The organism is Prochlorococcus marinus CUG1433 (assembly GCA_017644425.1).
Lineage (GTDB): Bacteria > Cyanobacteriota > Cyanobacteriia > PCC-6307 > Cyanobiaceae > Prochlorococcus_A > Prochlorococcus_A marinus_U.
In genome coordinates this window covers 1,426,278-1,448,074 of sequence record JAEPLN010000001.1, presented here as the reverse complement: position 1 = coordinate 1,448,074, position 21,797 = coordinate 1,426,278, and the positions used below count along the sequence as shown (strand labels likewise).

The following is a 21,797-nucleotide window of genomic DNA, read 5'->3' as shown; positions in this document are numbered from 1 at the left end:
TTATCTTTTTAATATTTCTAAAAAGGTAATAACTCCCTCAAGTTCAATTCTCAAAGATAATCCTATAACTATAAATATGCCCACAGACTATAATGAAAATCTAAGAAAAGTTTTCACCTTGAACCTTAATCAAGAGACTATTTATTTTGTAGTTAAAATTTCGTTTTACAAGTATAACTAACCCTAAAGAAGTACTTCATTTATAAAAATAAAAATTTTAATAAGGTATTTATGATCCTTTTGTCCAATCAGGAACAAATCTAGAGAGGATCTCCATGGCTGACGATTTATCTAAATCATTAATTGCCTTTTTCAATTGATTTATACCTTGAGAAAGCTCTTCATAATTCACCTTTACTTCATTTGCCCTAAAAATCAGGGGATGAGGAGTTTTCATCGGATCGCCCTCTATTAATAATTCCTCATATAATTTTTCTCCAGGTCTTAGCCCTATATTTACTATTTCAATATCACCACTCTTTTCATTTTTCGTTTTTACTTTTAGACCACTTAACCTAATCATTTGCTCTGCTAAGTCTCTTATCTTAACTGGTGCACCCATATCAAGAATAAAAACGTCACCACCTTTAGATAAAGAAGTTGCCTGAATAACTAATTGAGCAGCTTCAGATAATGTCATAAAATATCTAATTACCCTATCGTCTGTTAAGGTAATTGGCCCTCCAGAAGCTATTTGTTTTTTAAACAAAGGTACAACAGATCCAGAAGATCCCAAAACATTCCCAAATCTTACAATTAAAAACTTTGACCTTTTAAAGTTAATAGATTCTTCTTTTGTAGAATTATATATTTCAATTTTCTCTGCAAAAGATTGTAGAATAAGCTCAGCAAATCTCTTTGTGGCCCCCATAACATTTGTTGGTCGAACAGCTTTATCTGTTGATATTAAAGTTACTTTTGATAAGTTTAATTCTTCAGCCGCCTTACAGATTGCGTAAGTTGAGAAAATATTATTTTCAATACCCTGTAGTGGATTTTGTTCTATAAGTGGAACATGTTTATATGCTGCTGCATGATACACAATATCAATTTTATACTCTTTAAACAAAGACTTTACTAATTTATAATCTTTTACATCACCAAGAATTAAATTAATTTTTAGATAATTTTCTTCTCCTAATCTATCTACAATTTCTTGTTGCAATGAGTACAAACTATATTCACTACAGTCAATTAACAAAAGAGAATTAGGTTTGAGTTTAATTATTTCTTTAAAAATTTGTTTTCCTATTGATCCCCCAGCACCAGTTATACAAATATTTAAATTATCAGTTGATGCTTTAAGTAATTTTTTGTTCGGTTCAACAGCAACACGTCCAAGCAAGTCTTCTATATCGATAGGTCGAAGAGAGTTAATACTAAGATTTCCTGTAGTTAAATCTTTTATAGAGGGCACTTTTAAAACTGGAATTTCGTTTTTTTTAATTCTTTCCAAAACCTTTTTTGAATCTTTTTTACTTAACGAAGGTATAGCAAATAATATTTGATCTATTTTACTTTTGAATTTATAAATGTCCCTTGAATTATAAATTTTAATACCTAGTAATTTTCTACCGTAGAGATTTGGTGAATCATCAAAAAAAACAATTATTTTATGAGTCCCTGCTAAAAACAAGGAAGAGGCCAGCTGAGCCCCTGCAGCCCCTGCTCCATATATTGCAACTTTAGTAATTTTCTTTGATTTTAAGTATCCAGCGTAGATAAATATTTCTTTTAGGCTAAATCTTGATATGATATTAATGAAAGAACTTATAAACCAAAATAAAAAACTTACTTTTATACCTAGCCTTTCTAAATTAGTAAAGTAACTAATTAGCAAAACTATTGAAATTAAAATAAAGTTTCTATAGGCAATTATATAAATCTCAGAAGATTTAATATATCTACTAATTGATAAGTAATTTCCATTTAATATATAAAAAATACAGCTTAAAAATATCATTATTGGTAAAATCCATAGGGGAAGTAGGTGGGAAGCCGCGGCTGCTTTTGTTTCTGTTAAAAAAAAATTTGTAATTAAAAAAGATATTATTATTAAAAATAAATCCAAACACAAGATTAAAAATGCTTTACTTGACTTCGATAAAGTATCTAATCTATTTAATAAACTAAATATTAATATAAAAGGCTTACTTGTTTTAATTTTATTTAAAATTATACTTTTAAAATCATTCATAATATGACAACAATTTAAATAAACTTCCTGTTCATTTTGTGATCATATCAGATCTAGTAGGATACTTAAAAATTAAGTTGGAATTTTAGAAAATATATATTTCTACGATTAATTTTCTTTGAAGTATTTAACTATATGCTTAATAATATTTTCAGTAGCATTACCATCTCCAAAAGGATTTTTATCTATTTGCATAGATTTATAAAAACTAGAATTAGTTAATAATTCATTAACTAAATATAAAATCTTTTCACTATTGTTACCAACTAAGATAGCAGTCCCTGAATCAATTGCCTCTTTCCTTTCTGTAGATTCTCTTAAAATTAGAACTGGTTTACCAAAGGAAGGAGCTTCTTCTTGAATACCACCTGAATCAGTAAGAATAAAATAACAATCAGTTAAAGCGTTGATAAATACATCATAGTCAAGTGGCTCAGTTAGAATAATTCTTTCATTATTACCTAAAAATTTTTTAATTTTAGTTCTAATTATTTCATTCTTGTGCATAGGAAATAACAAAGTTATATTATTGTGTTTTTTTGTGATTAAAAGTAAAGTATTCAAAATAATATCAAGGTTTTCACCCCAGTTTTCTCTTCTATGAATAGTGATTAATATAAATTTATTTTTTAGATTTTTTAAAAAATTTGCATTCTTTTTTGATTTGATTTTTTTTAGTAGAAAAATTGAGTCAATTACAGTATTACCTGTAATAAATAGATTTTCTTTTATTCCATATTCTTTTAAATTTAAGAGAGCTTTTTGAGTTGGTGCGAAGTGGATATTAGCTATTTGAGATATCAATCTTCTATTAGCTTCTTCTGGGAAAGGGTTCATTAAATCAAATGTCCTTAAACCTGCTTCAACATGCGCTATTGGTATCTTTTCAAAAAACGAAGCCAGAGCAGCTGCGAATGCAGTACTAGTATCACCCTGAATAAAAACTAATCTAGGTAAATAATTTGAAAATTCATTTTTTAAACCTTTTATTACCTCTGTTGTTATATGCGTGAGAGTTTGATTAGATTTCATCAATCTCAGATTAAGATCTTCCTTTATTTCAAATAATTTGAGAAGATTATCTGCCATTTCTAAATGTTGTCCAGTCAAAACAACCCTGACTTTAAAGATCCTATTATTTTGAAAACCTTTTATTAAAGGAGCTAGCTTTATAATCTCTGGCCTAGTACCCATTATAAAAGTAATTAAAATTTTATCTTCATCCATTATTTAGGTATTTTTATATTTAGATTATTTATCATAACGTGAACTTGAAAAGGCACTTTATATTTCTTTAATTAATTTTGTAATTCTATCAACATAATTATTTAAAATAGAATCTTTAGAGTAAAATCTTTCAACCATCTTTCTCGAATTAAGACCTAAAGTAACCCTCTCAGACCTATCCTTTTTGAAAAGCTTTATTATTGCTTTTGATAATTTTTTGGGCTGGCCAGGAGGTACTGCCATACCTAAATTAAAATTTTCAACCTCTTCATTAATTATTCCACTTACTGTTGTAATTACTGGCCTACCTACTGCATAAGCATCAAATAATTTATTAGGTGAAACTCCATACTTAAATAAGTTTACATCTGCTAAAGAAATCAGAAGTGCGTCCGCAGTAGCCAGTAAACTAGGCATATCTTTTTTGGGTACAGGATCTTTAAAAACTATATTTTCCAATCCTGAGGCAAGACTTTTTAAATTATTTTTTTCTGGTCCATCTCCTACTAAAATTATTTCTATTGGTAAATCCTTTAGATAATAAGCTGCTCTTATAACATTTTTCAAATCGTTAGCTGCCCCATGAGCGCCAGAATAAATAATTCTAAAAGGTCTCTTTAATGTAAACTTTGAATCTTCCAAAGGCAAAGTTGAATAATTAAAAAGATCGGTATTTGCATAGTTTGGAAAATAATCTATACTTCTTCCACCTTCTCTTCGGATATATTCTACACAGCCTTTTGATAAAACTATAATTAAATCTGAGTGTCTATAAAGAATTTTCTCCATTTTTTTTAAAACTTTATAAGTAAAACTATTCTCCTTCATATTGTTCATATCAATTAGTATTTGAGGCCATATATCCCGTACTTCAAATATCATTTGGATCTTGAATAATTTGCAGATTATTAAGGTTATAAACGCTGCTGGCAATTGAGGGGAAGATGCAATTACTAACTTAGGTTTATTGAAAGTTAATGATGAAAAAATTATTCTTATTACAAGTTGTATTAATAGATTTGAACAAAAGCTAATAAGATTTAGGTAACGCCTCCAATCATTTCTTTTATAAGGTAGGACTGCAAGCCAGACCCATCTAGAATGATTTATAAGTTCACTTTTATAAAAAAATTTTTTCTTTTCTTTAAAGAATTTTCTTAAAGATAAATTAAAGTCAGAAGAGAAAACAGTTGTTTTATATCTATTTTTAGTTAAGTATTTAGCCAAATCATATTGCCTTGTATGACCAGGCATTTCGATTGTATTTGCGAATTGATTAATAATCCAAATTTGTTTCTTATGATTTTTCATGAAGGGGATAAAATTAATTTCAAAACATTAGTATTATGACCTTTTTCAAAATTTCCAAAAATTAAAAGTGATTTGCTTGGAATCCTTTTACCAAATTCAAAGGCGGTCCAAGAATGCACAAGCTTTTTTGTTATGAAATTGGAATTTTCTAATTTTTCAATCTGAAGATTAGAACTATTAAAATCAGGAGCAAAATGTAAATTAAACTTCCAAAAGATATTATAAATAGCAAAAACATTGTCTTGAATAATTACCTCTAGACTATTATCTTTTAAAACTTTAAATTGCATTTTTCTTTCAATATCTTTTATGTACTTTTGGAAGGGAGAATATAAACCTCTAACCGATAAAGTATTATCCAACTCAACCCCTATTGATCTATCAATAATTTTTGGTTTTCTTGCTACTCTGAATGAATTCCAAACTTCAAGAGGTTGATGCCATTCCTTAATTTTTTCAATTTCCAAATATTTTGAAAGAGCAAATTGCATTACATTATGGGAATCGGCGGAACGTTCATATTGTCTAATACTAGAAAATTGATATTGACTTGTCCCTGTTTCGCCAATTAATAATTTTCCATCATAAAAAATATCAAAAGTATATAAATCAGAGTGACTATGTCCTAACAAGTTCTTTGGTCCAGACTCTCCTGATTTAAAAACGATTTCCCATGATTTATTTGGCCTCAATATACTCCAACCAGTTTCTTCTAGATCTAAAACTTTAGGTAATCTAAAACTGAAATTTTCTAGAGAAGGCACTTCCAATTTAAGGTATTTATTTTTATTATTATTGAAAGTATCTTCAGATAAGTAAAAATAGAAAAGATCTGATTTAGATACAAAAATATTTTGGTCTATATAAGACAAACTGAGTTTAATAATTTTCTCAATATCAATTTCTTTTGAATAAATGGAGTCATTAAATCTTGGATAATTATTATTATTTAATTTGACTTTATAAGCCCATTTACTCATTAAACTTATAGATTTAAGCAACCAAACTGGTCTAATTTTTTTAATATTTTGTATTACGAAACCCAACTCTACTAAATTTTGTAAAATTATCAAATGATAACTACAACTTCTCTCTTCATGTCCACCATCAGAAAGAATTTGTTTTTGCAACTGATCCTCCAGTTCAGACATGCATTCAGAAAATATCAAATCAGGTAAAGATCCCTTAAATTGTAAAGAACCTAAAATCAAAGTTATTAAATTTTCCAATAAATGATTTCCACCGAGATGATACTCTCTATTTTCATAAAGCCAATTAATTTGTATCCACAAAACTTCTTTAATTTTATCTGTAATTAAATTAGGGAAAAACCTAAAAAGCCATATCCAATTTCGAATTCTTAATGACAATGTATAACTATGCCAGCCGTCTCCGTGTTGTAATAAATGAAAATTAATCCATGAATCTATTAAATACAAATTTTGTTGCAAAATAACATTTGATAAACCTTTCTCTAATGAATAATTTATGCATTTTTTTAACCCAGAAAAATAGTGTAAATTAAATCTCCATAATCTTGAAACTGTAGTAATATTCCAATTAATAGGTAAACTTAATTTTTCTATTTTATTCAAAAACTCAATCTCAATAAATTCAACTTCGGAAAAATTTTTCTCAAATTGATTATATTTTTTTGTGTTAATTAATAAAGTTTTTTCATTCCATTTTATTTTATTGTAATTACTACGATATTTTCTAATAAAAGATAAAAAATTTATTTTGAATAAATAGATTTTTAATTCATATTTAATTCTTTTAAAAACATTAATAAAGGTAAAGTCTTTAAGTGTTAAAAAATATAATATTAGAATATTTTTAAATTTCATCAAAAAGGCCACAAAAATCCAAATATTTTTTTTCATTAATATTAATTTTTTTAAATTTGCTGTGAGCAACAAGGAAAATCAAGATATCTGAATTAGATAATGTTTCCTCAATTGAATGATTTACAAAATCACTGCAATTAGAAACATAAGGATCACAGAAAATTGTGTGATTTTCTTTGGACAATTCATTTGCAATTTTTAAAGCTGGAGATTCTCTTAAGTCGTTTACATTCGCTTTAAATGTTAAGCCAAAAATACCAATTTTAGGATCATTTTTAGATTCATTTTTTATTTTTTCTATGAACCTACTTATCTCTGATATAGTCCATTGTGTTTTAAAAATATTTACCTTTCTAGACATATGTATTATGTTTGTATCTTCTGGAAATTGTGAAACCAGAAACCAAGGATCCAATGCTATACAATGTCCTCCTACACCACAGCTGGGCCTTAAAATATTAACCCTTGGATGATGATTAGTAAAATTAATAACTTTATTCACATCAATGTCTAATTTACTAGAAATTATTGATAGTTCATTTGCAAAAGCGATATTTAAATCACGATAAGAATTCTCTGCCAATTTAACAAGTTCTGCTGTTTCAGAATCAGTGATATATATTTCTGAGTCGCAAATTTTTTTATAAATTTCTTTTATTTGAAGAGATGACTCATGATTTATTCCCCCAATTAGTCTTTTATTTGTACTAATTTCAATCATTATTCTCCCAGGGAGGACTCTTTCGGGACAATATGCCATAAAAATCTGATTCTCATTCAAATCTGTCTTCTCAATAATTAAAGAAAATAAATCTTTTGTTGTTCCAACTGGAGAGGTTGATTCTATGATTATTGAATTACCATTTTTCAAAAAAGGAATAATACTTTCAATGGCAGTTTCTACATACTCTAAATCTGGCTGTGGAATCTTAGATCCCGACTTTATAGGAGTTGGTACAGCTATAACAAATATGTCGGCATAGTTAGGTTTTGAAGATGCTTTCAGATTGCCTGATTTTACAGAATTTTGAATCTCATCTTCCAGAGATGGTTCCTGTATAGGTGAAATACCTTTATTTACTTTATTAACAATATCTAAGTTTATATCTACACCTAGAACATTAAAACCTTTTTTGGAAAATAAAGCCGCAGTGGGTAAACCAATATATCCAAGACCTACTACGCAACATCTATTCATATCTAAATATTGACAGGATTATTTGATACAGAATACACCATCTTAAGAAAAAATTAGACATTAAGTTAATTTTTAAACTTTAAGTCTTTACAATTTGGTATAGTCAATTTGTATTAGAATTAAGTATCACTTTTTCAATAAAATTCTCAATATAAAAAAACTTATTTGAATGTAATAAGAATATAGAAAAAATAAATCACAAATACTAATACATGAATTTATTACATCTATTTTTTACAATCTCAATTACTTTTATCTTTTTAAAGATATCAATTCCAACTCTAAAAAAAATCATCCCTGCAAATCCCACTTTAAGAGGAATGCACAAAGAAAAAAAAGCATCTAGTGGAGGAATTTTATTTATTTTTATCTATATAATTTATGCAAGCTACCAAAGTTTCTTTCTCCCTTTCTTTTCTATACCAATTTCAATTATTGGATTGATAGATGATAAATTCTCTATCTCTAAACGTATCCGTCTCGCAGCACAGATACTAACAATATCAAGTTTTCTTGTTTTTTCGTATATAAATGGATTTGGGGTCTTAGCAAAAATAGTTTCATTTCAATATTTTATTTTAATATTTATTTTGTTACTAGTAATTGGAACTTCCATGATTAATTTCATGAACTTCATGGACGGAATTGATGGTTTAGTTTGTGGATGTATGATTGTAATTTTTTCATTTATGAATATTGAAATACATTATCTTTTACCAATAATTGGGACATTAATTGGATTTTTATTTTTTAATTGGGAACCATCAAAAGTTTTTATGGGTGATTCTGGAAGCCTTTTTTTGGGATCCTATCTTTCAACTTTGATTCTCGCTCAAAATAATTTTATATCGATATTGAATTCTTTAATATTATGTTCCCCATTATTTTTAGATGCTTTAAGCTGCATATTAATAAGGATTAGAAAAAAGCAAAATATCTTACAACCTCACAGACTTCACCTCTACCAAAGATTAGTTTCTGCTGGTTTTTCTCATTCAAAAGTATCTTCAATTTATATTTTTAGTACTTTTTTCTTGGGGCTTGTTTACCTTACTTCTAATATTATTCTATTAAGTCTCTCTTTATTCATAATAATTTTATTAGGCCTTTATCTAAACAAAAAATATGCTGTTAGTTTGAACTAAAAGATAATGATCTAGTATAAAAATTATATAGCTAAGAAAACTTAGCATTAAGTATTAATTCTTGCACTTCAAATATTTCCTCAAGTGATATAGGCGAGGATTTTCCTTTTCTTATTGCATTTAAAAATGCACTAGCGCAATTTTTTTGGCCCTTATCCTGAGAGATGAGGCTTTGTGAAGAAAATCCTTTATATCCCCAAGCTTTTAGTTTTTTGAAATTTTCCAATCTAAAAACCGTTTTATCGGAAAAAACTTCAATTCTCTCTTTTGGGAGTAATTTAGATCCATTTGAAAAATAATGAATTGAACCAATAGAACCCTTATCAAATTTTAGATTAACTGTAAATGTTTCAGGAGTATTTTTATTTCTTAAAGGAGCAGATATTTTTATATCATTTATATTTTCTTCACTCAAGAAGTAAAGCAAATCAATGAAATGACAACATTCTCCTATAAATCTCCCCCCACCTACCTTAGGATCATTTAACCAATGGTCTGCATCTAAATAACCCGCATTACATGTATAGATAAAGGCCTTAGGAGCATTTAAATTATTTAACATTTTTTTTAGTTTTATAATTAATGGCGAAAATCGCCTGTTATAGCCAATCATTAATAGAGGAGAATTTTTATTACTACTTTTATTTGATTTGTTTGAATTTTTGAAAGTATCTCTTATACCTTTTAACTCATATTTATTTAGGCATAGAGGTTTCTCAACAAATACATTTTTACCAGCCATTAGAGCCTTTTTTATGAGATCAGCATGAGTATCATGTCTAGTTGATATTATTACTGTGTTACATTTTTCATTTAAGAAAACATCTTCTTCATTTGTAGTTACTTCTTTAAATGAAAATTTACTCCCATAGTGCATAGCACTTGCACCTTTTAAAGAACAAATTATTTGGAAATAAGCACCAAATTTTTTAAAAGTTGGTAATAAAGTTCTCGAAGAATAATTACCTGAACCAATTACACCAATTACAGGTTCTGCAGGGGGAAGATTGAATTTTGGATCAGAGTTAATTTTTAACTTGTAATTATTTAATTCAGGTTCTCTTTTGTAAGAAATCAATATTCCTAGGCTGCCTGACTTTTCCATAAGTAATTTATAAGCAGACAAGGCGTCTTCAAAATCAAATATTTTCTCTATTAGTTTTTTAAAATCTAAAACCCCAGAATCTAGTAAATTTAAAATTGCTTCGAAATTTCTTTTTTCAGTCCATCTTACATATCCAATTGGATAATCATTATTGTCTTCCTCATAATTTTTATCATATCTTCCTGGTCCATAAGAACAACTTACTTGGAAAGTTAATTCCTTTTTATAAAATAATTCTCTACTTAAGTCTAGGCCAGTAACTCCTACTAAAATTATCCTACCTTTTTTTCTAGATGAATTTGCGGCAATATATATAGGATCACTAGAAGACGTACTCGCAGTTACTAAGAAACCGTCAACACCCACTCCATTAGTTTTGCTGAGAAACCAATTAGTAGGGTTTCTTTTATTTGATATGCAAAAAGTTTCAACTCCAAACAAATTAGCTAAATCGCATTTTGATTGATCAGGATCTATACCCAATACCTTACAGCCATTAGCCATGAGTAATTGACAAGTAATTAAGCCAATAATTCCTAAACCACTTACGGCTATAGTTTCGCCCAAAGTTGGCTTTAACAGTCTTATACCCTGTAAACCAACAGCCGCAATAACCGTAAATGCAGCGTCCTCAAAACTTACATCATCGGGAATTAAAGCGCATAAGTTTTCAGAAACACTTACCAATTCTGCATGATAGCCATTTGAAACAACTCTATCTCCAACTTTTAAAGAAGAAACATCTTCTCCAACTTCAACAACAACTCCTGCATTACAATATCCCAATGGGAGAGGCTTATCTAATTTATTACTAACTGCTTCTATAGTATTAAAAACCCCTTCAGATTTCATTTTTGCAATAACTTCAGCAACTTTTTCTGGTTGAGTCTTTGCTTTTGAAATCAAATTAGATTTCCCAAAATTCACAAGCATTCGCTCAGTTCCAGAAGAAACAAGAGAAAATTTCGAACGTATGAGAACTTCTCCTTTTTTTAATCGAGGAGGGGGTAATTCAATTATTTTAGTTTCGCCAGTATTTAGATATTGAAAAATTTGCTTCATCAACAAATTGAAAAGCTTTATTATTAAACTCTAACATTTTATTAGATATTATTATCTAGAAATCTCTGACACCAAATTTCAACACAAACTATTGATAAGAGTGTGTAGGAGGCATCAACCTTTCCTTTAGCATTTAGGTTGATTAATTTTTCTACTGAAGATGGATTAAATATTCCTCTTCTTTTAAGTTTATCTTTTGAAAGAATATCGTTAAGCCAATCTCTTAATTCGTTATTAAACCAATCCCGTATTGGCATCCCAAATCCAATTTTTGATCTATATATTACATCTTTTGGCAAATATTCTTCCATAGCTTTTTTAAAAATCCATTTACTCTGGAAACCTTTAATTTTTAATTTAGGCGGAATGTGTACTGCAAATTCACATAAATCCTTATCCAAGAATGGGACTCTAACTTCCACACCAGAAACCATTGACATTTTATCAGTATAATTTAGGTTATGATCTCCTAGGAAAAACCTTTGCTCTAAAGCTAATAAACGTTCCAAATCAGAAGAAAATTTAGATATATTTTTTAAGTAATTTAAGAAAGGTTTCTCTGGACATGAATTTCTTATCTCGTGTTTGAACTCATCAGATAATATTTGATTTAAATCTTTTCTTTCTATCCATCTAAAGTAATTAAAAATCCTTTCATTTCCCTTAAAAGTAGAATTTGAAATTAGTTTTCTTAATCTTCTAAAAGACTCTAGATTAGCTGGTAATTTGCAAATTAATTTATTCATAAAATTCAAAGTATTAATAGGGATCCAATCGAGAAAATGATTATTATTTAAAGCTATGTGTCTTCTATATCCCGAAAAAATATCATCCCCACCAGTTCCAGATAAGAGTACTTTTATACCTTGAGACCTTGCGTATTCACAAATAAACTTAATATTTAAAGAAGCTGGATCTGCAATGGGTTCATCAAGTTGCCAGACCATTTCCTCTAGGGAACTTGTAAATTTATGTGGATCTATTTTTATAGTTGTTAAATTTAAATCTAAATGTTTTGCGACCTTTTCTGCATAAAAAAGATCGCTTTTTTTATTTCCTTTCCCATGATCGATGGTAAAACAATTTATTTTAGGATTTAATTCTTTAGCAAAAGCGACAATACTACTAGAATCTAATCCTCCTGAAAGAAATGCACCTAAAGGTACATCTGATATCATCTGACGCCTTACGGCCTCTTTTAAATTCTTTTTTAAGCCATCTATAGCATTTGTCTTTGTCAGATATTTATTTTTTTTATAGGTAAAACTCAATGATGGCAATTTATACCAACATTTTTTTTCTTCAATATCCCCATTACTTATTTTTAAGAAACTTCCAGGTTCTATTTTTTTAATTATTTTTGATGGAGTTCTACTCCCTGGGCACCATAAATAAGTAAGATATCTTTCAATAGCTTTTGGATCCAAATCTCCAAATTGTTTTTCAATAATTGACTTATCTTTAAACTTATTTAGGAATGGAAGAAGAGCTTTAATTTCACTTGCAAAAAAAAATGCATTTTTTGTTTTATAGAAATAAAGAGGCTTAACTCCGAAGAAATCCCTAGCTATAACAAGCTCCTTTCTTAAACCATCCCATATAGCTATGGAAAAAATACCGTTTAAAGACCGAAAGAATTTATCTAAACCTAAATTAGAATTCATATAGTATTCATACATATTTAACAATACTTCAGTATCAGTATTGCTGGACCAGTTTAATTTTTTATGGCTTTCAAGTTTTGTTTTTAACTCTAAAAAATTATAAATTTCACCGTTAAAAACAATTGTAATTTTTCCATTTTTGTGAGTCATAGGTTGTCGACCATTTCGTGAAGTATCTAAGATGGATAATCGTCTATGTGCTAATCCAATTCCATTTTTATTATCTATATATGAGCCTTCGTCATCTGGTCCTCTATGTTTTATTAACTGAGAGGAATTTTTCAAAAAAGTTACAAGTTGTTCCTGAAAAATTATTTCAGAATCCAAAAAGATATTTCCTAATGAAAAGCCAGTAATCCCACACATTTTTATAAACTATTTTTTAAGTATTTAAGTCTCCTCAACAAAGGTTTTTGTGATGCATCATAATATATAAAACTTATAAATAACTGATTAGAAATTAAAGAAGTAGCTAAAAACAAAATTTGACCTCCCAGAGGAGTTTCAACATCTAAACTACTATAAAAAAAACGACTTATTAAACCAACAAACAGTGCAATTAATCCAAAAATAATTGCTAAACATAAACTAAGACTTCCAGGATTAAAATCTAATAAAAAATATTGATAAGTTAATCTTTTCAAGAAAATATTTATGTGCTTCCAAGTGAACCTGAAAAACTCTTTAAACGGGCTTAAACTTGATTTTTCATCCTCATAAAACGCATCCATCGGTATCTCACTAACTAAGACATTACTAAGAGCACATCTAAAAAGTAGATCGGTTTCAAAGAAATAACCATTATCAATCTTTTCAAGAGATATTCCTCTTAAAACATTACTTCTTATTGCCAAAAATCCATTGGTTGGATCAAATAATTCCCAATACCCTGTAGATAATTTAGTCAGAAATCCCAAACCAATATTTCCAGTAATTCTCACGATAGGCATGTTAGTAATAAATTTAGGGTTCGTAAATCTATTGCCTTTGGTAAATTCAGATGATCCATTAAGAAGTGGCTCTAATAATTGTGGAATTAAAGCAGGATTCATTTGTCCATCAGAGTCTATTTTAATTATTATTTCAGGATTTAAAGTTAAAGCATATTTAATTCCAGTTTTCATTGCTCCGCCAATACCTTTATTCCTATCATGATAAATCAAATCCAAATGATCACTTTTTAAGGAACTTTCGATAGATTTTCCTGTATTTTCTGGGCAATCATCATCAACACAAACTAATCTATCAACATAACCTAGTACATCTTTAGCAATCTTAGGCGCTATTTTAGAACTCCTATAACAAGGCATTACGGCAATAATTTTATTCATATTAATTAACAACAAATATTACTTATTTAATTAAATCATTTTTCATGAATAATTAATATTCTAAATTATTGATATCGCATAAATCGAAATCTCTTTTCCTGAATTTAAAAGGATTCCTAGACGTATAATTTGTAGAATATTTTTTGCAAATGAAACTTTTATTATTTTTTAAAGCTTCACTATTTATAATAATTGACTTTGCCTTGAAATTTTTAAAGCAATTTTCAATGGAATCTTTTCCAAATTCTTTATCATTGTAGTAAAGGCATTTTTTAAATACATCTTCATGTACGTAATCTTTTTCTAGAAAAAACAGAGGAGTTCTATCATAAAAATTTATAATTGGCTCTTTAGAAACCTTATTTAAAGTTGCAGTTAAATCATAATTATATGCAAATCTATTCATTGAAGATTGATAATTAAATATCCCAAATATTGATTGATAAATTGAGAGTAATGTAATACATGAAAATATTAAAATTTGAAGCCATAATATTAATAAAAATATTTTTTTAAAATAAATAAATTTTACTTTTGGTATTTTTTTTATAGTGTAATTATTTAAATTAAATAATCTATTCTTCATAAGTAAAATGACCAATGGTGAGGCAAAATAATCTGCCCTACCATTTGATAAAATTAAAAGTAAGATAATCTGAGTTATTGCTACAAAATTACTTTTAATAAATTTATTTCCATTTTTTGCTAGCAGACTTAAAAACGGTAAAAATATTATTAATAATGTATTAGCAGGACCTAAAATCATTCCTAATAAATTAACATTTGTAGTTATAAAAGGTAATCCATCAGAATATATATATTGTTTTAAATCATTCTCAAAGTCAATCATTTGTTGATTATCTGGAATAAGAAAACTATTAAATATAGGATATAAAAAATTACCAGTTACATAAAATCTATATAAAAGTATTTCAGCTAATACTCCTATTGCTAAAAATAAAAAGAGATATCTCAAGCTATTTTCTATTAGAAAAAGAGACTTTAATTTTTTTGTAGAAACCAAATCATATAATATATGAAAAAAAATAGGGATACAAATAATAAGGCTTGATATTTTAAATGATATTGATAAAACTATTAAAATTAAAAGGTTAATTAGATTATTCTTAGTTCTATATTTATCCCATACAAGATAGGTAATGGTTACTGCCAAGTCTGGAAATAATAAAAATTTTCCAATAGTTAACCATTGTATAAATACGGGGGTAGTTAAAAAGGATAATATAAATAATTTACTTTTCCCTCTTTTAATAAAAATGGATACGATCATAAAAATCGGAATTGCCTGAATCATTCTTATTAACCAAATTGATTTTTCTTGAAAGAAGGCTAAATTCGCAAAATCAGAAATACCTAAAATGCCTTGGAATAAACCTCCATCAATAAAATGTTTACCTTTTATAAAAAATTGGTATGGATAACCTACATATGTTGTGGTCGCATCAGGGTGATTAATTGGACCAAATGACAATAAATAAAGATAGAATACTAAAAATACTAAAAATTTATTAAAACTATTTTTTAATAAGAAAGTATTAAGTAAAATCTTCCAACTTATAAAAAAATTAATTATATTTTTTAAGTTTATATTAAAGATTAAGAAATAAGAAAAAAATATCAATAATGATATTATAATAATTGGAAATTGTACAGAATTAATAAATATTAATCCTAAAGAAATTGAACCTATTATTGATATTGATAATGTGAAAGATGTAATATAATTAGATATTAAAATTTCATTATTATTTTCAACTATTTTAAAATTATTAGAAAAAATAAATAAAAAAACTATTGATAATAATATTATATTAATCATAAATATCAATTATTATTTAACAAATAATATACTAGAATTAAGTATAACTTAAAGTAAAATTTAAACAAAAATTTTATTCTTTTGAATCAAATAAGAAATAGAGGCGAGAAATGGTATTAATATTAATGCAGAAAGATTCTTATTTATTCCATAACTTGAAATTACAAAAATCCCGCTCCAATTTAGTATCCATAGTAAAAAAGCGAATAAGAAATACTTAAAAAATTTAATAAAAGAAAATTGAGAATTACCGAATACAAACTTACCATGAAGATAAAACCCAACAAACATGCTAATTAGCTGGGAAACAAAAGTAGCTAATGAAATGTTTGTTACTAATAACAATAATTGGAGAAATGAATTTGTAATTAAGGTATTAATCGAACCAACAATTAGGAATCTCTTTTTTGACATAAATAAGATAATTTTATTTAGATATATAATTTAAAAATGATTCAATAATTTGCCAAGAATAAATTTTAAACTCTTGAAGAAATTTGTCAAAATCTAAATAAGCATCATCATCAGCTTGATCAGATATCACTCTTACTATTAACCATTTAACATTTTCTTGTTCAGCAACTTGTGCAAAAGAAGCCCCCTCCATTTCAACTGCATGAATATCATTAAAATCATTAGAAATTGAATCAAGGATATTTTTATCTGATATAAACTGGTCACCAGTTGCAATTAATCCCTTATATACATCGCCAAAAATTGATAAATTTCCATTTTTTTTTGAATATATTAGTGCTTTTTCAAAATCAACAAGAATATCTTTTGAAGGAAAAATTCTTTTTGTTTTTAAAGCCGGTATAAAATATTTTTCAAAAATTGGTCTTGCATCCATATCATGCTGTATAACAGAATCTGAAATAATAATATCCCATTGTTTAAGATTCTTTTTTGCAGCTCCAGCAACTCCTGTAAAAATAATAAAATCGATTGCTTTATCTTTATACAAGCTTGATATTAATCTAGTCGTAGCTCTAGAGGAACTAACTTTTCCCCATCCACTAAAACAAACTGAAAGGTAAATATTTTTTATATTAGAACCTTTCCAAATTCCAGAAAATATTGCTAAATCTCCATATTTTTTTTCAACTATTGAATCTAAGTTAGATAAGAAAGTGCCAACTTCTTCTGGCATAGCTGCAAGAATCCCTAAATGTAATTCGTCATTTTTTTTCAATTTATTTTTTTAATTTACCAGCTATCCTATTTTAAAATATATTCCCTTCTTTTTCTATACGAAATAGTAATTTAATTTAAAAAAAATTAAAAAGCTTTAAGTAAAAAAATTATTCGTTTTAAAGGTCTTATTTATTAATTTAAAGAATGACTAATTCTTCAATAATAATGTGTTCTTACTAAATTAATCTTTTCCTTTTTAATTAAAGTAATCTGTTAAAATTTGACATAATTTCTTAGTAAGAAATCATATTAAAAGCTAAGGTTTAAAACTATTCAATTTGTTTAATTCAATAATTGTTTTAGGATATATATCTCCTCTGAAGAGAGGGTAACTGATTTTCTTGAAGTCAAATCAAAAGCGACAAGTACCATTATTGCTTTTGCTTTTACCTGAGATTTTGATCTGATTTTAAAATCAAGAGTTAAATATTTGATATCAAAATCAATAAATTTCACATTTAATATCCATTCATTATTAAGAAGTAATTCATTTTTAAACTCTAAGTTACATCTTGCTGCTACTAGCCTTTTGTTATTATTAGATAAAGTATTTTTAAATATATCATTTGATAAAATCATTATGCCATTATTGATTATCTTTAAATAGTTTGGCATGGCTAAATGATCATATTCATCTAATTGATCACTATTTACTTTTCCTTTTAAAATCTCAATACTTCTTTTCATGAATTTTCAAATTCTTCTAAAGCCCTAATTTCTGTAGCTTTTCTATCAATTTTTCCATTTATATTTTTAGGTAATTCATTTAGAATTATTAGTTTTTTAGGAAGCATATATATTGGAATTTTTTTGCGTAAAAATGATCGTAATTCTCCAAATTTTAAATCTTTAATTTGCTTGTTTTCAAGTTCCACGGCAATAAAAATAAACTCTTTATATTTTTTTGGATTGAATGCTATTGCTTGATGAATTTCAGGAAAAGAAATAACTTGAGATTCTATTTCCTTAAGGTTAACCCTGTATCCATTTATTTTAATTGTAAATCCTTTTCTACCAACAATATATAAATTATGATTTTCGTCAAAGTATCCTATGTCATTTGTATAAAAATAGTTGACCTCCTGTATTCTTAAAAAATCCTGATTTCCTTTATTATTAAAATAACCTAATGAAACGGGAGTACCGGAAACTACAATTTCTCCTCTTTGAAAAGGCTTTTTAATTTTTTTTTCTCTATTTTCATCAACAATCATACACGGCATTAAAGGATGATTTAATTTACCTATTGGAATATCTTTTTTATCTTGGGATGCATAAAATAGATCTTTTTCGCTTATTTTATGCATAGTATTAACAATTGATGTTTCTGTAGGGCCCCAGACATTATAAATATCTAAGTTAGGTAATTTTTGCTTAAATTTATTTATATGATCTGGAGGGAAGAAGTCTCCACCACTAAAAATTTGGCGCATATTACTTTTATTCAATGTATTAATTACTTCAGATTTGATAAGTGAAGAAAAGAAGGAAGGTGATGAAAAAATTGATGTGATTTTATTTTTTATTATTTCTCTTCCCGAATTAAAGGGATCTTTTGGATCTCTTATTATGTAATGTGGAATATTACTGTAAAGAGATGAAAAAAGATCAAAAAGTGAAATATCAAACCCAAAATTTGTAGTAATTCCGATTAAATCATTATCTTCCCATTTTTGATAGGTATGGCTCCAAACCATTGTATTTAATAAATTTCTTTCTGATACTTTTACCCCCTTAGGATCACCAGTAGATCCTGAAGTAAATAATATATAAAGCGGTTCGGAATCTTCAATACTTCTTTTTTTCGAGAAATTATTGTTATTTATTGCTAAATTTGTTTCTTTGATAGATATATATTTATTACCAAGCATAAGGTTTTCTAAATTTAAAATAAAATCAACTTCTAGTTGATTTAATATTCTTTCTATTCTGTTTATTGGCTGTTCTGAAGAAATTGGTACAAATATTTTTTTTGCTAAAACGCACCCAACTATTGAGCAGGGTGTTTTAACTGTTCTATCTACAATGATTGGTATTATTTTCTGATTAAGTCTTTCAAATTTTTTTGCATAATAATTAGCTTGAAAAGCAAATTGATTCCAATTAAGTGATTGTTCAAAATCTGAACTTATAATTTTATTTGGATTTTTATTTAAATTTTTATCAAATATTTCTAAGAATGATGATCGAAACATCGAATTAACTATTTAATGACAATTGTAAAATCAAGTCTATCAAGGTTTCAATTTTTCTCATTTTTTTAAATGTATCTTCATCAGTCATTTTTAATTTAATCCCAAATTCTTTTTCAATAAAAACTGCTAATGAGAAAAAATCAAGAGAATCAAGAATTCCTTCATCAATAAAATCTATATTATCAATACTATCTAAAATATCATCACCTTCTCTTTCAATAAAAAAATTATAAATTTTATTCTTAATAATCATTTTATCCATTTTAAAAATCAGTAAGATCTATTTAATTAATAATATCATTTGGGATTAATCTAATTTTTTTACATACTCTATTAATAAACCTCTGAAATAAAAAAATAAAGTATTTATTCTCCCACCAAAAGATGCAATTTTTAAAAAATAACTTTTTAACTCAAAAACGCCTTTTAGGTTATTAGAAAGCAATTTTTCTTTTTCAAGATTATTTGAATTGAATCCAATATGATGTATTCCGAAATTATTATTTTTGGCATAATTCCAGACTGTAGAATTCTCATCTATTGGCACAACAAACTCCATCCAAAGATCATTCTCTTTTAAATGAAAAAAATAAAGTTCATTTTTCTGTTCTTTATCTAGATAGTACTCCTTTATATCATCAGGCTGTATATTAAATGCTTTATAAGCATCTTCTATATCGTTACAAACAATTCCTAGATGATGTATCTTTTCCATTTTTTTAAATATTATTATTTTAATTATATTTATATTTATTTTATAAATCCAAGATCGGTTCTTTAGTTCCGTCTTTTAAAAATATCATATTATTTTTATAAAACTCTTTTACAAGAATATTAAATGTTTTTTCTGCATCATAAAATTCAAGGTTAGTTAATTTACTAGAAATTTGACATTTTTTTACGATATTTTCGCTCTCTAAGATTTTTGAAGCTCTATTAAAATCAAACCCATAATAGTTTTTTTTATGATTCCTAATTCTTAAAAAAGCTGAATAGTTATTCCCTATATATTGACCGTTTTTGTAGACATCAACATTAAATTTTTTATTATATCTATATGTAGCTCCGCATAATTGTTCTATATAATGAATCATTGTATTACCATAATTTAAAGGTCTTCCAATATGTAAAAATTTTGTGTTTAATTTTAGTATTCTTTCAAAAATACAATCATAACCAAATGCACTTTTACCAATATTATTGACAATTTCTTTGGATTTGGGACCTATCGAACAATAAGAAAATAATGGATGTTCTGATCTTTCACTTTCAGAATTATTTATAAACCAACTATTTAAGGCTCCAAGACTAGTTTTTGTTTTTTTAGTATCAAATATACCTTTTGTTGTATAAGAAAAAGTAGGGATAATAGCTGTGATATTTCTTTCTAAAATAGGTTCAATAAATGTTTTTAAGAAATTATCCTTTCCTGAGAATTGGTCCATATATTGAGAAAATCCTCTTAGATCAGAGTAAATATAAATTACCTCACAATTAGACAGCTTAAATTCATTGTATTTTGATATTAATTCATCTTTAAAATTCATTCGATTATATTATCTCCATTTACGATTTCTGCTTTAATTATTCCATTTTTAAATGCAATTTCAATTAAATTTCCCGAAATATAAAGAACTTTACCTATACTTTCATTTTGTTGACACTTAAAAAACTTATAATTTTTTAACTCAACTATTTGATCATCAACTAATGTTTTTGGGAAACCCCATGGAGATCTCTTAATACCAAAATAAGATGATCTAAAAATCCTATCAATTTTATTTATTGACTCATTCCAATCTATTGGTTGAGAAAGAGGATTTGTATTAGTATAATATTTTCTCTTTTTTAAGTCTTGCTTCTTTGTCGAAATGTTTCCAATATTATCCTGAGTGAGAAACATAATAAAGTCTTTAATCAAGGTAATTCCTTCATTAGTTGACTTTATGAGTAATGAGATAGCAGTTTCTTCTTTACTGATTTCAATTCTTTTACTATCTACTATTTCTCCACCATCAATAATGTTATTCATTTTGTGTAAAGTGACTTCATGATATTTTTCATTATTATAAATTGACCAGCTTGTAGGATTTAAGCCTGCATATTCAGGGAGTCTTCCTGGATGAAGATTATAGCCTCCATATTTTGTATGATTTAGAATTAAATCATCAACTATAAAAGGTGAAAAAACACTTAAGATAAAATCTATTTGATTACGAATAATAATTGATTGATTAATTTTTTCTAAAAGTTCAACTTTACTTATTATGCAAATGTTATTTTCTCTAGCAATTTTAAAAAATGCTTTATTACTAATACCTTTTTCGTTAGTTATTAAAAAACTGATTTTTATATTATTTTGTTTTATTAAAAATTTCAGACATCTTAAACCAGCCGATTCAGATCCAAAAAAAATTACCTTATAAGTATGATCTTTTCTAGTTTCAATATTTTTCATTTATTATTAAGAGAATTTTAGTT

18 protein-coding genes are annotated in these 21,797 nt (G+C 26.7%); 1 reads left to right on the top strand and 17 read right to left on the bottom strand.

The window, feature by feature from the left end; translation table 11 throughout:
* Positions 1-229: 229 nt before the first annotated feature.
* The 5 genes from JJ842_08095 to JJ842_08075 form a co-directional block, all read right to left on the bottom strand.
* Positions 230-1,963 (bottom strand): polysaccharide biosynthesis protein, encoded by a 1,734-nt coding sequence (locus JJ842_08095; GenBank protein ID MBO6971871.1) that lies wholly within the window; start codon positions 1,961-1,963, stop codon positions 230-232.
* A gap of 342 nt (positions 1,964-2,305) precedes the next feature.
* Entirely contained in the window at positions 2,306-3,424 is a 1,119-nt protein-coding gene (gene wecB, locus JJ842_08090; protein ID MBO6971870.1) for a UDP-N-acetylglucosamine 2-epimerase (non-hydrolyzing), read from the bottom strand.
* A gap of 57 nt (positions 3,425-3,481) precedes the next feature.
* Positions 3,482-4,735 (bottom strand): glycosyltransferase family 4 protein, encoded by a 1,254-nt coding sequence (locus JJ842_08085; GenBank protein MBO6971869.1) that lies wholly within the window; start codon positions 4,733-4,735, stop codon positions 3,482-3,484.
* Positions 4,732-6,582 carry a heparinase II/III family protein gene (locus tag JJ842_08080; GenBank protein ID MBO6971868.1) on the bottom strand — a complete coding sequence of 617 codons (1,851 nt, stop codon included), beginning with the start codon at positions 6,580-6,582 and terminating at the stop codon, positions 4,732-4,734. The genes JJ842_08085 and JJ842_08080 overlap by 4 nt, the downstream gene beginning before the upstream one ends.
* Positions 6,572-7,780, bottom strand: coding sequence for a nucleotide sugar dehydrogenase (locus JJ842_08075; GenBank protein ID MBO6971867.1), 1,209 nt, complete (start codon positions 7,778-7,780; stop codon positions 6,572-6,574). Before JJ842_08075 ends, JJ842_08080 begins: the two co-directional genes overlap by 11 nt.
* Positions 7,781-8,100: 320 nt before the next feature.
* On the opposite strand from JJ842_08075, the gene JJ842_08070 reads away from it, so the two are divergent.
* Positions 8,101-8,925, top strand: a complete 825-nt coding sequence (locus JJ842_08070) for a hypothetical protein (protein MBO6971866.1) — start codon at positions 8,101-8,103, stop codon at positions 8,923-8,925.
* 31 nt (positions 8,926-8,956) lie between these two features.
* Here JJ842_08070 and JJ842_08065 read toward each other — a convergent pair whose 3' ends face one another.
* The 12 genes from JJ842_08065 to JJ842_08010 form a co-directional block, all read right to left on the bottom strand.
* Entirely contained in the window at positions 8,957-11,092 is a 2,136-nt protein-coding gene (locus JJ842_08065; GenBank protein ID MBO6971865.1) for a bi-domain-containing oxidoreductase, read from the bottom strand.
* Positions 11,093-11,133: 41 nt separating this feature from the next.
* The gene (asnB, locus tag JJ842_08060; protein ID MBO6971864.1) at positions 11,134-13,122 is read right to left on the bottom strand and encodes an asparagine synthase (glutamine-hydrolyzing); all 1,989 of its coding nucleotides are present in this window, start codon (positions 13,120-13,122) and stop codon (positions 11,134-11,136) included.
* A gap of 2 nt (positions 13,123-13,124) precedes the next feature.
* Positions 13,125-14,087, bottom strand: coding sequence for a glycosyltransferase family 2 protein (locus JJ842_08055; GenBank protein MBO6971863.1), 963 nt, complete (start codon positions 14,085-14,087; stop codon positions 13,125-13,127).
* Between the two features lie 52 nt (positions 14,088-14,139).
* Positions 14,140-15,579: a hypothetical protein gene (locus tag JJ842_08050; GenBank protein MBO6971862.1), complete on the bottom strand. Its 1,440-nt coding sequence runs from the start codon at positions 15,577-15,579 to the stop codon at positions 14,140-14,142.
* 408 nt (positions 15,580-15,987) lie between these two features.
* Entirely contained in the window at positions 15,988-16,341 is a 354-nt protein-coding gene (locus tag JJ842_08045; GenBank protein ID MBO6971861.1) for a GtrA family protein, read from the bottom strand.
* Positions 16,342-16,354: 13 nt separating this feature from the next.
* Complete coding sequence (locus JJ842_08040) at positions 16,355-17,119, bottom strand: 5'-methylthioadenosine/adenosylhomocysteine nucleosidase (GenBank protein ID MBO6971860.1); 765 nt, start codon at positions 17,117-17,119, stop codon at positions 16,355-16,357.
* Positions 17,120-17,403: 284 nt separating this feature from the next.
* Entirely contained in the window at positions 17,404-17,808 is a 405-nt protein-coding gene (locus tag JJ842_08035) for a hypothetical protein (GenBank protein MBO6971859.1), read from the bottom strand.
* A complete protein-coding gene (locus tag JJ842_08030) occupies positions 17,805-19,316 on the bottom strand; it encodes an AMP-binding protein (protein MBO6971858.1) in 1,512 nt (503 codons plus the stop codon). The genes JJ842_08035 and JJ842_08030 overlap by 4 nt, the downstream gene beginning before the upstream one ends.
* Before the next feature lie 4 nt (positions 19,317-19,320).
* Positions 19,321-19,569: an acyl carrier protein gene (locus tag JJ842_08025; protein ID MBO6971857.1), complete on the bottom strand. Its 249-nt coding sequence runs from the start codon at positions 19,567-19,569 to the stop codon at positions 19,321-19,323.
* A 54-nt stretch (positions 19,570-19,623) separates the two neighbouring features.
* Positions 19,624-20,031 (bottom strand): VOC family protein, encoded by a 408-nt coding sequence (locus tag JJ842_08020; GenBank protein ID MBO6971856.1) that lies wholly within the window; start codon positions 20,029-20,031, stop codon positions 19,624-19,626.
* A 40-nt stretch (positions 20,032-20,071) separates the two neighbouring features.
* A complete protein-coding gene (locus tag JJ842_08015; GenBank protein ID MBO6971855.1) occupies positions 20,072-20,863 on the bottom strand; it encodes an AAC(3) family N-acetyltransferase in 792 nt (263 codons plus the stop codon).
* Positions 20,860-21,774 carry a hypothetical protein gene (locus tag JJ842_08010; protein MBO6971854.1) on the bottom strand — a complete coding sequence of 305 codons (915 nt, stop codon included), beginning with the start codon at positions 21,772-21,774 and terminating at the stop codon, positions 20,860-20,862. Before JJ842_08010 ends, JJ842_08015 begins: the two co-directional genes overlap by 4 nt.
* Positions 21,775-21,797: the final 23 nt, after the last annotated feature.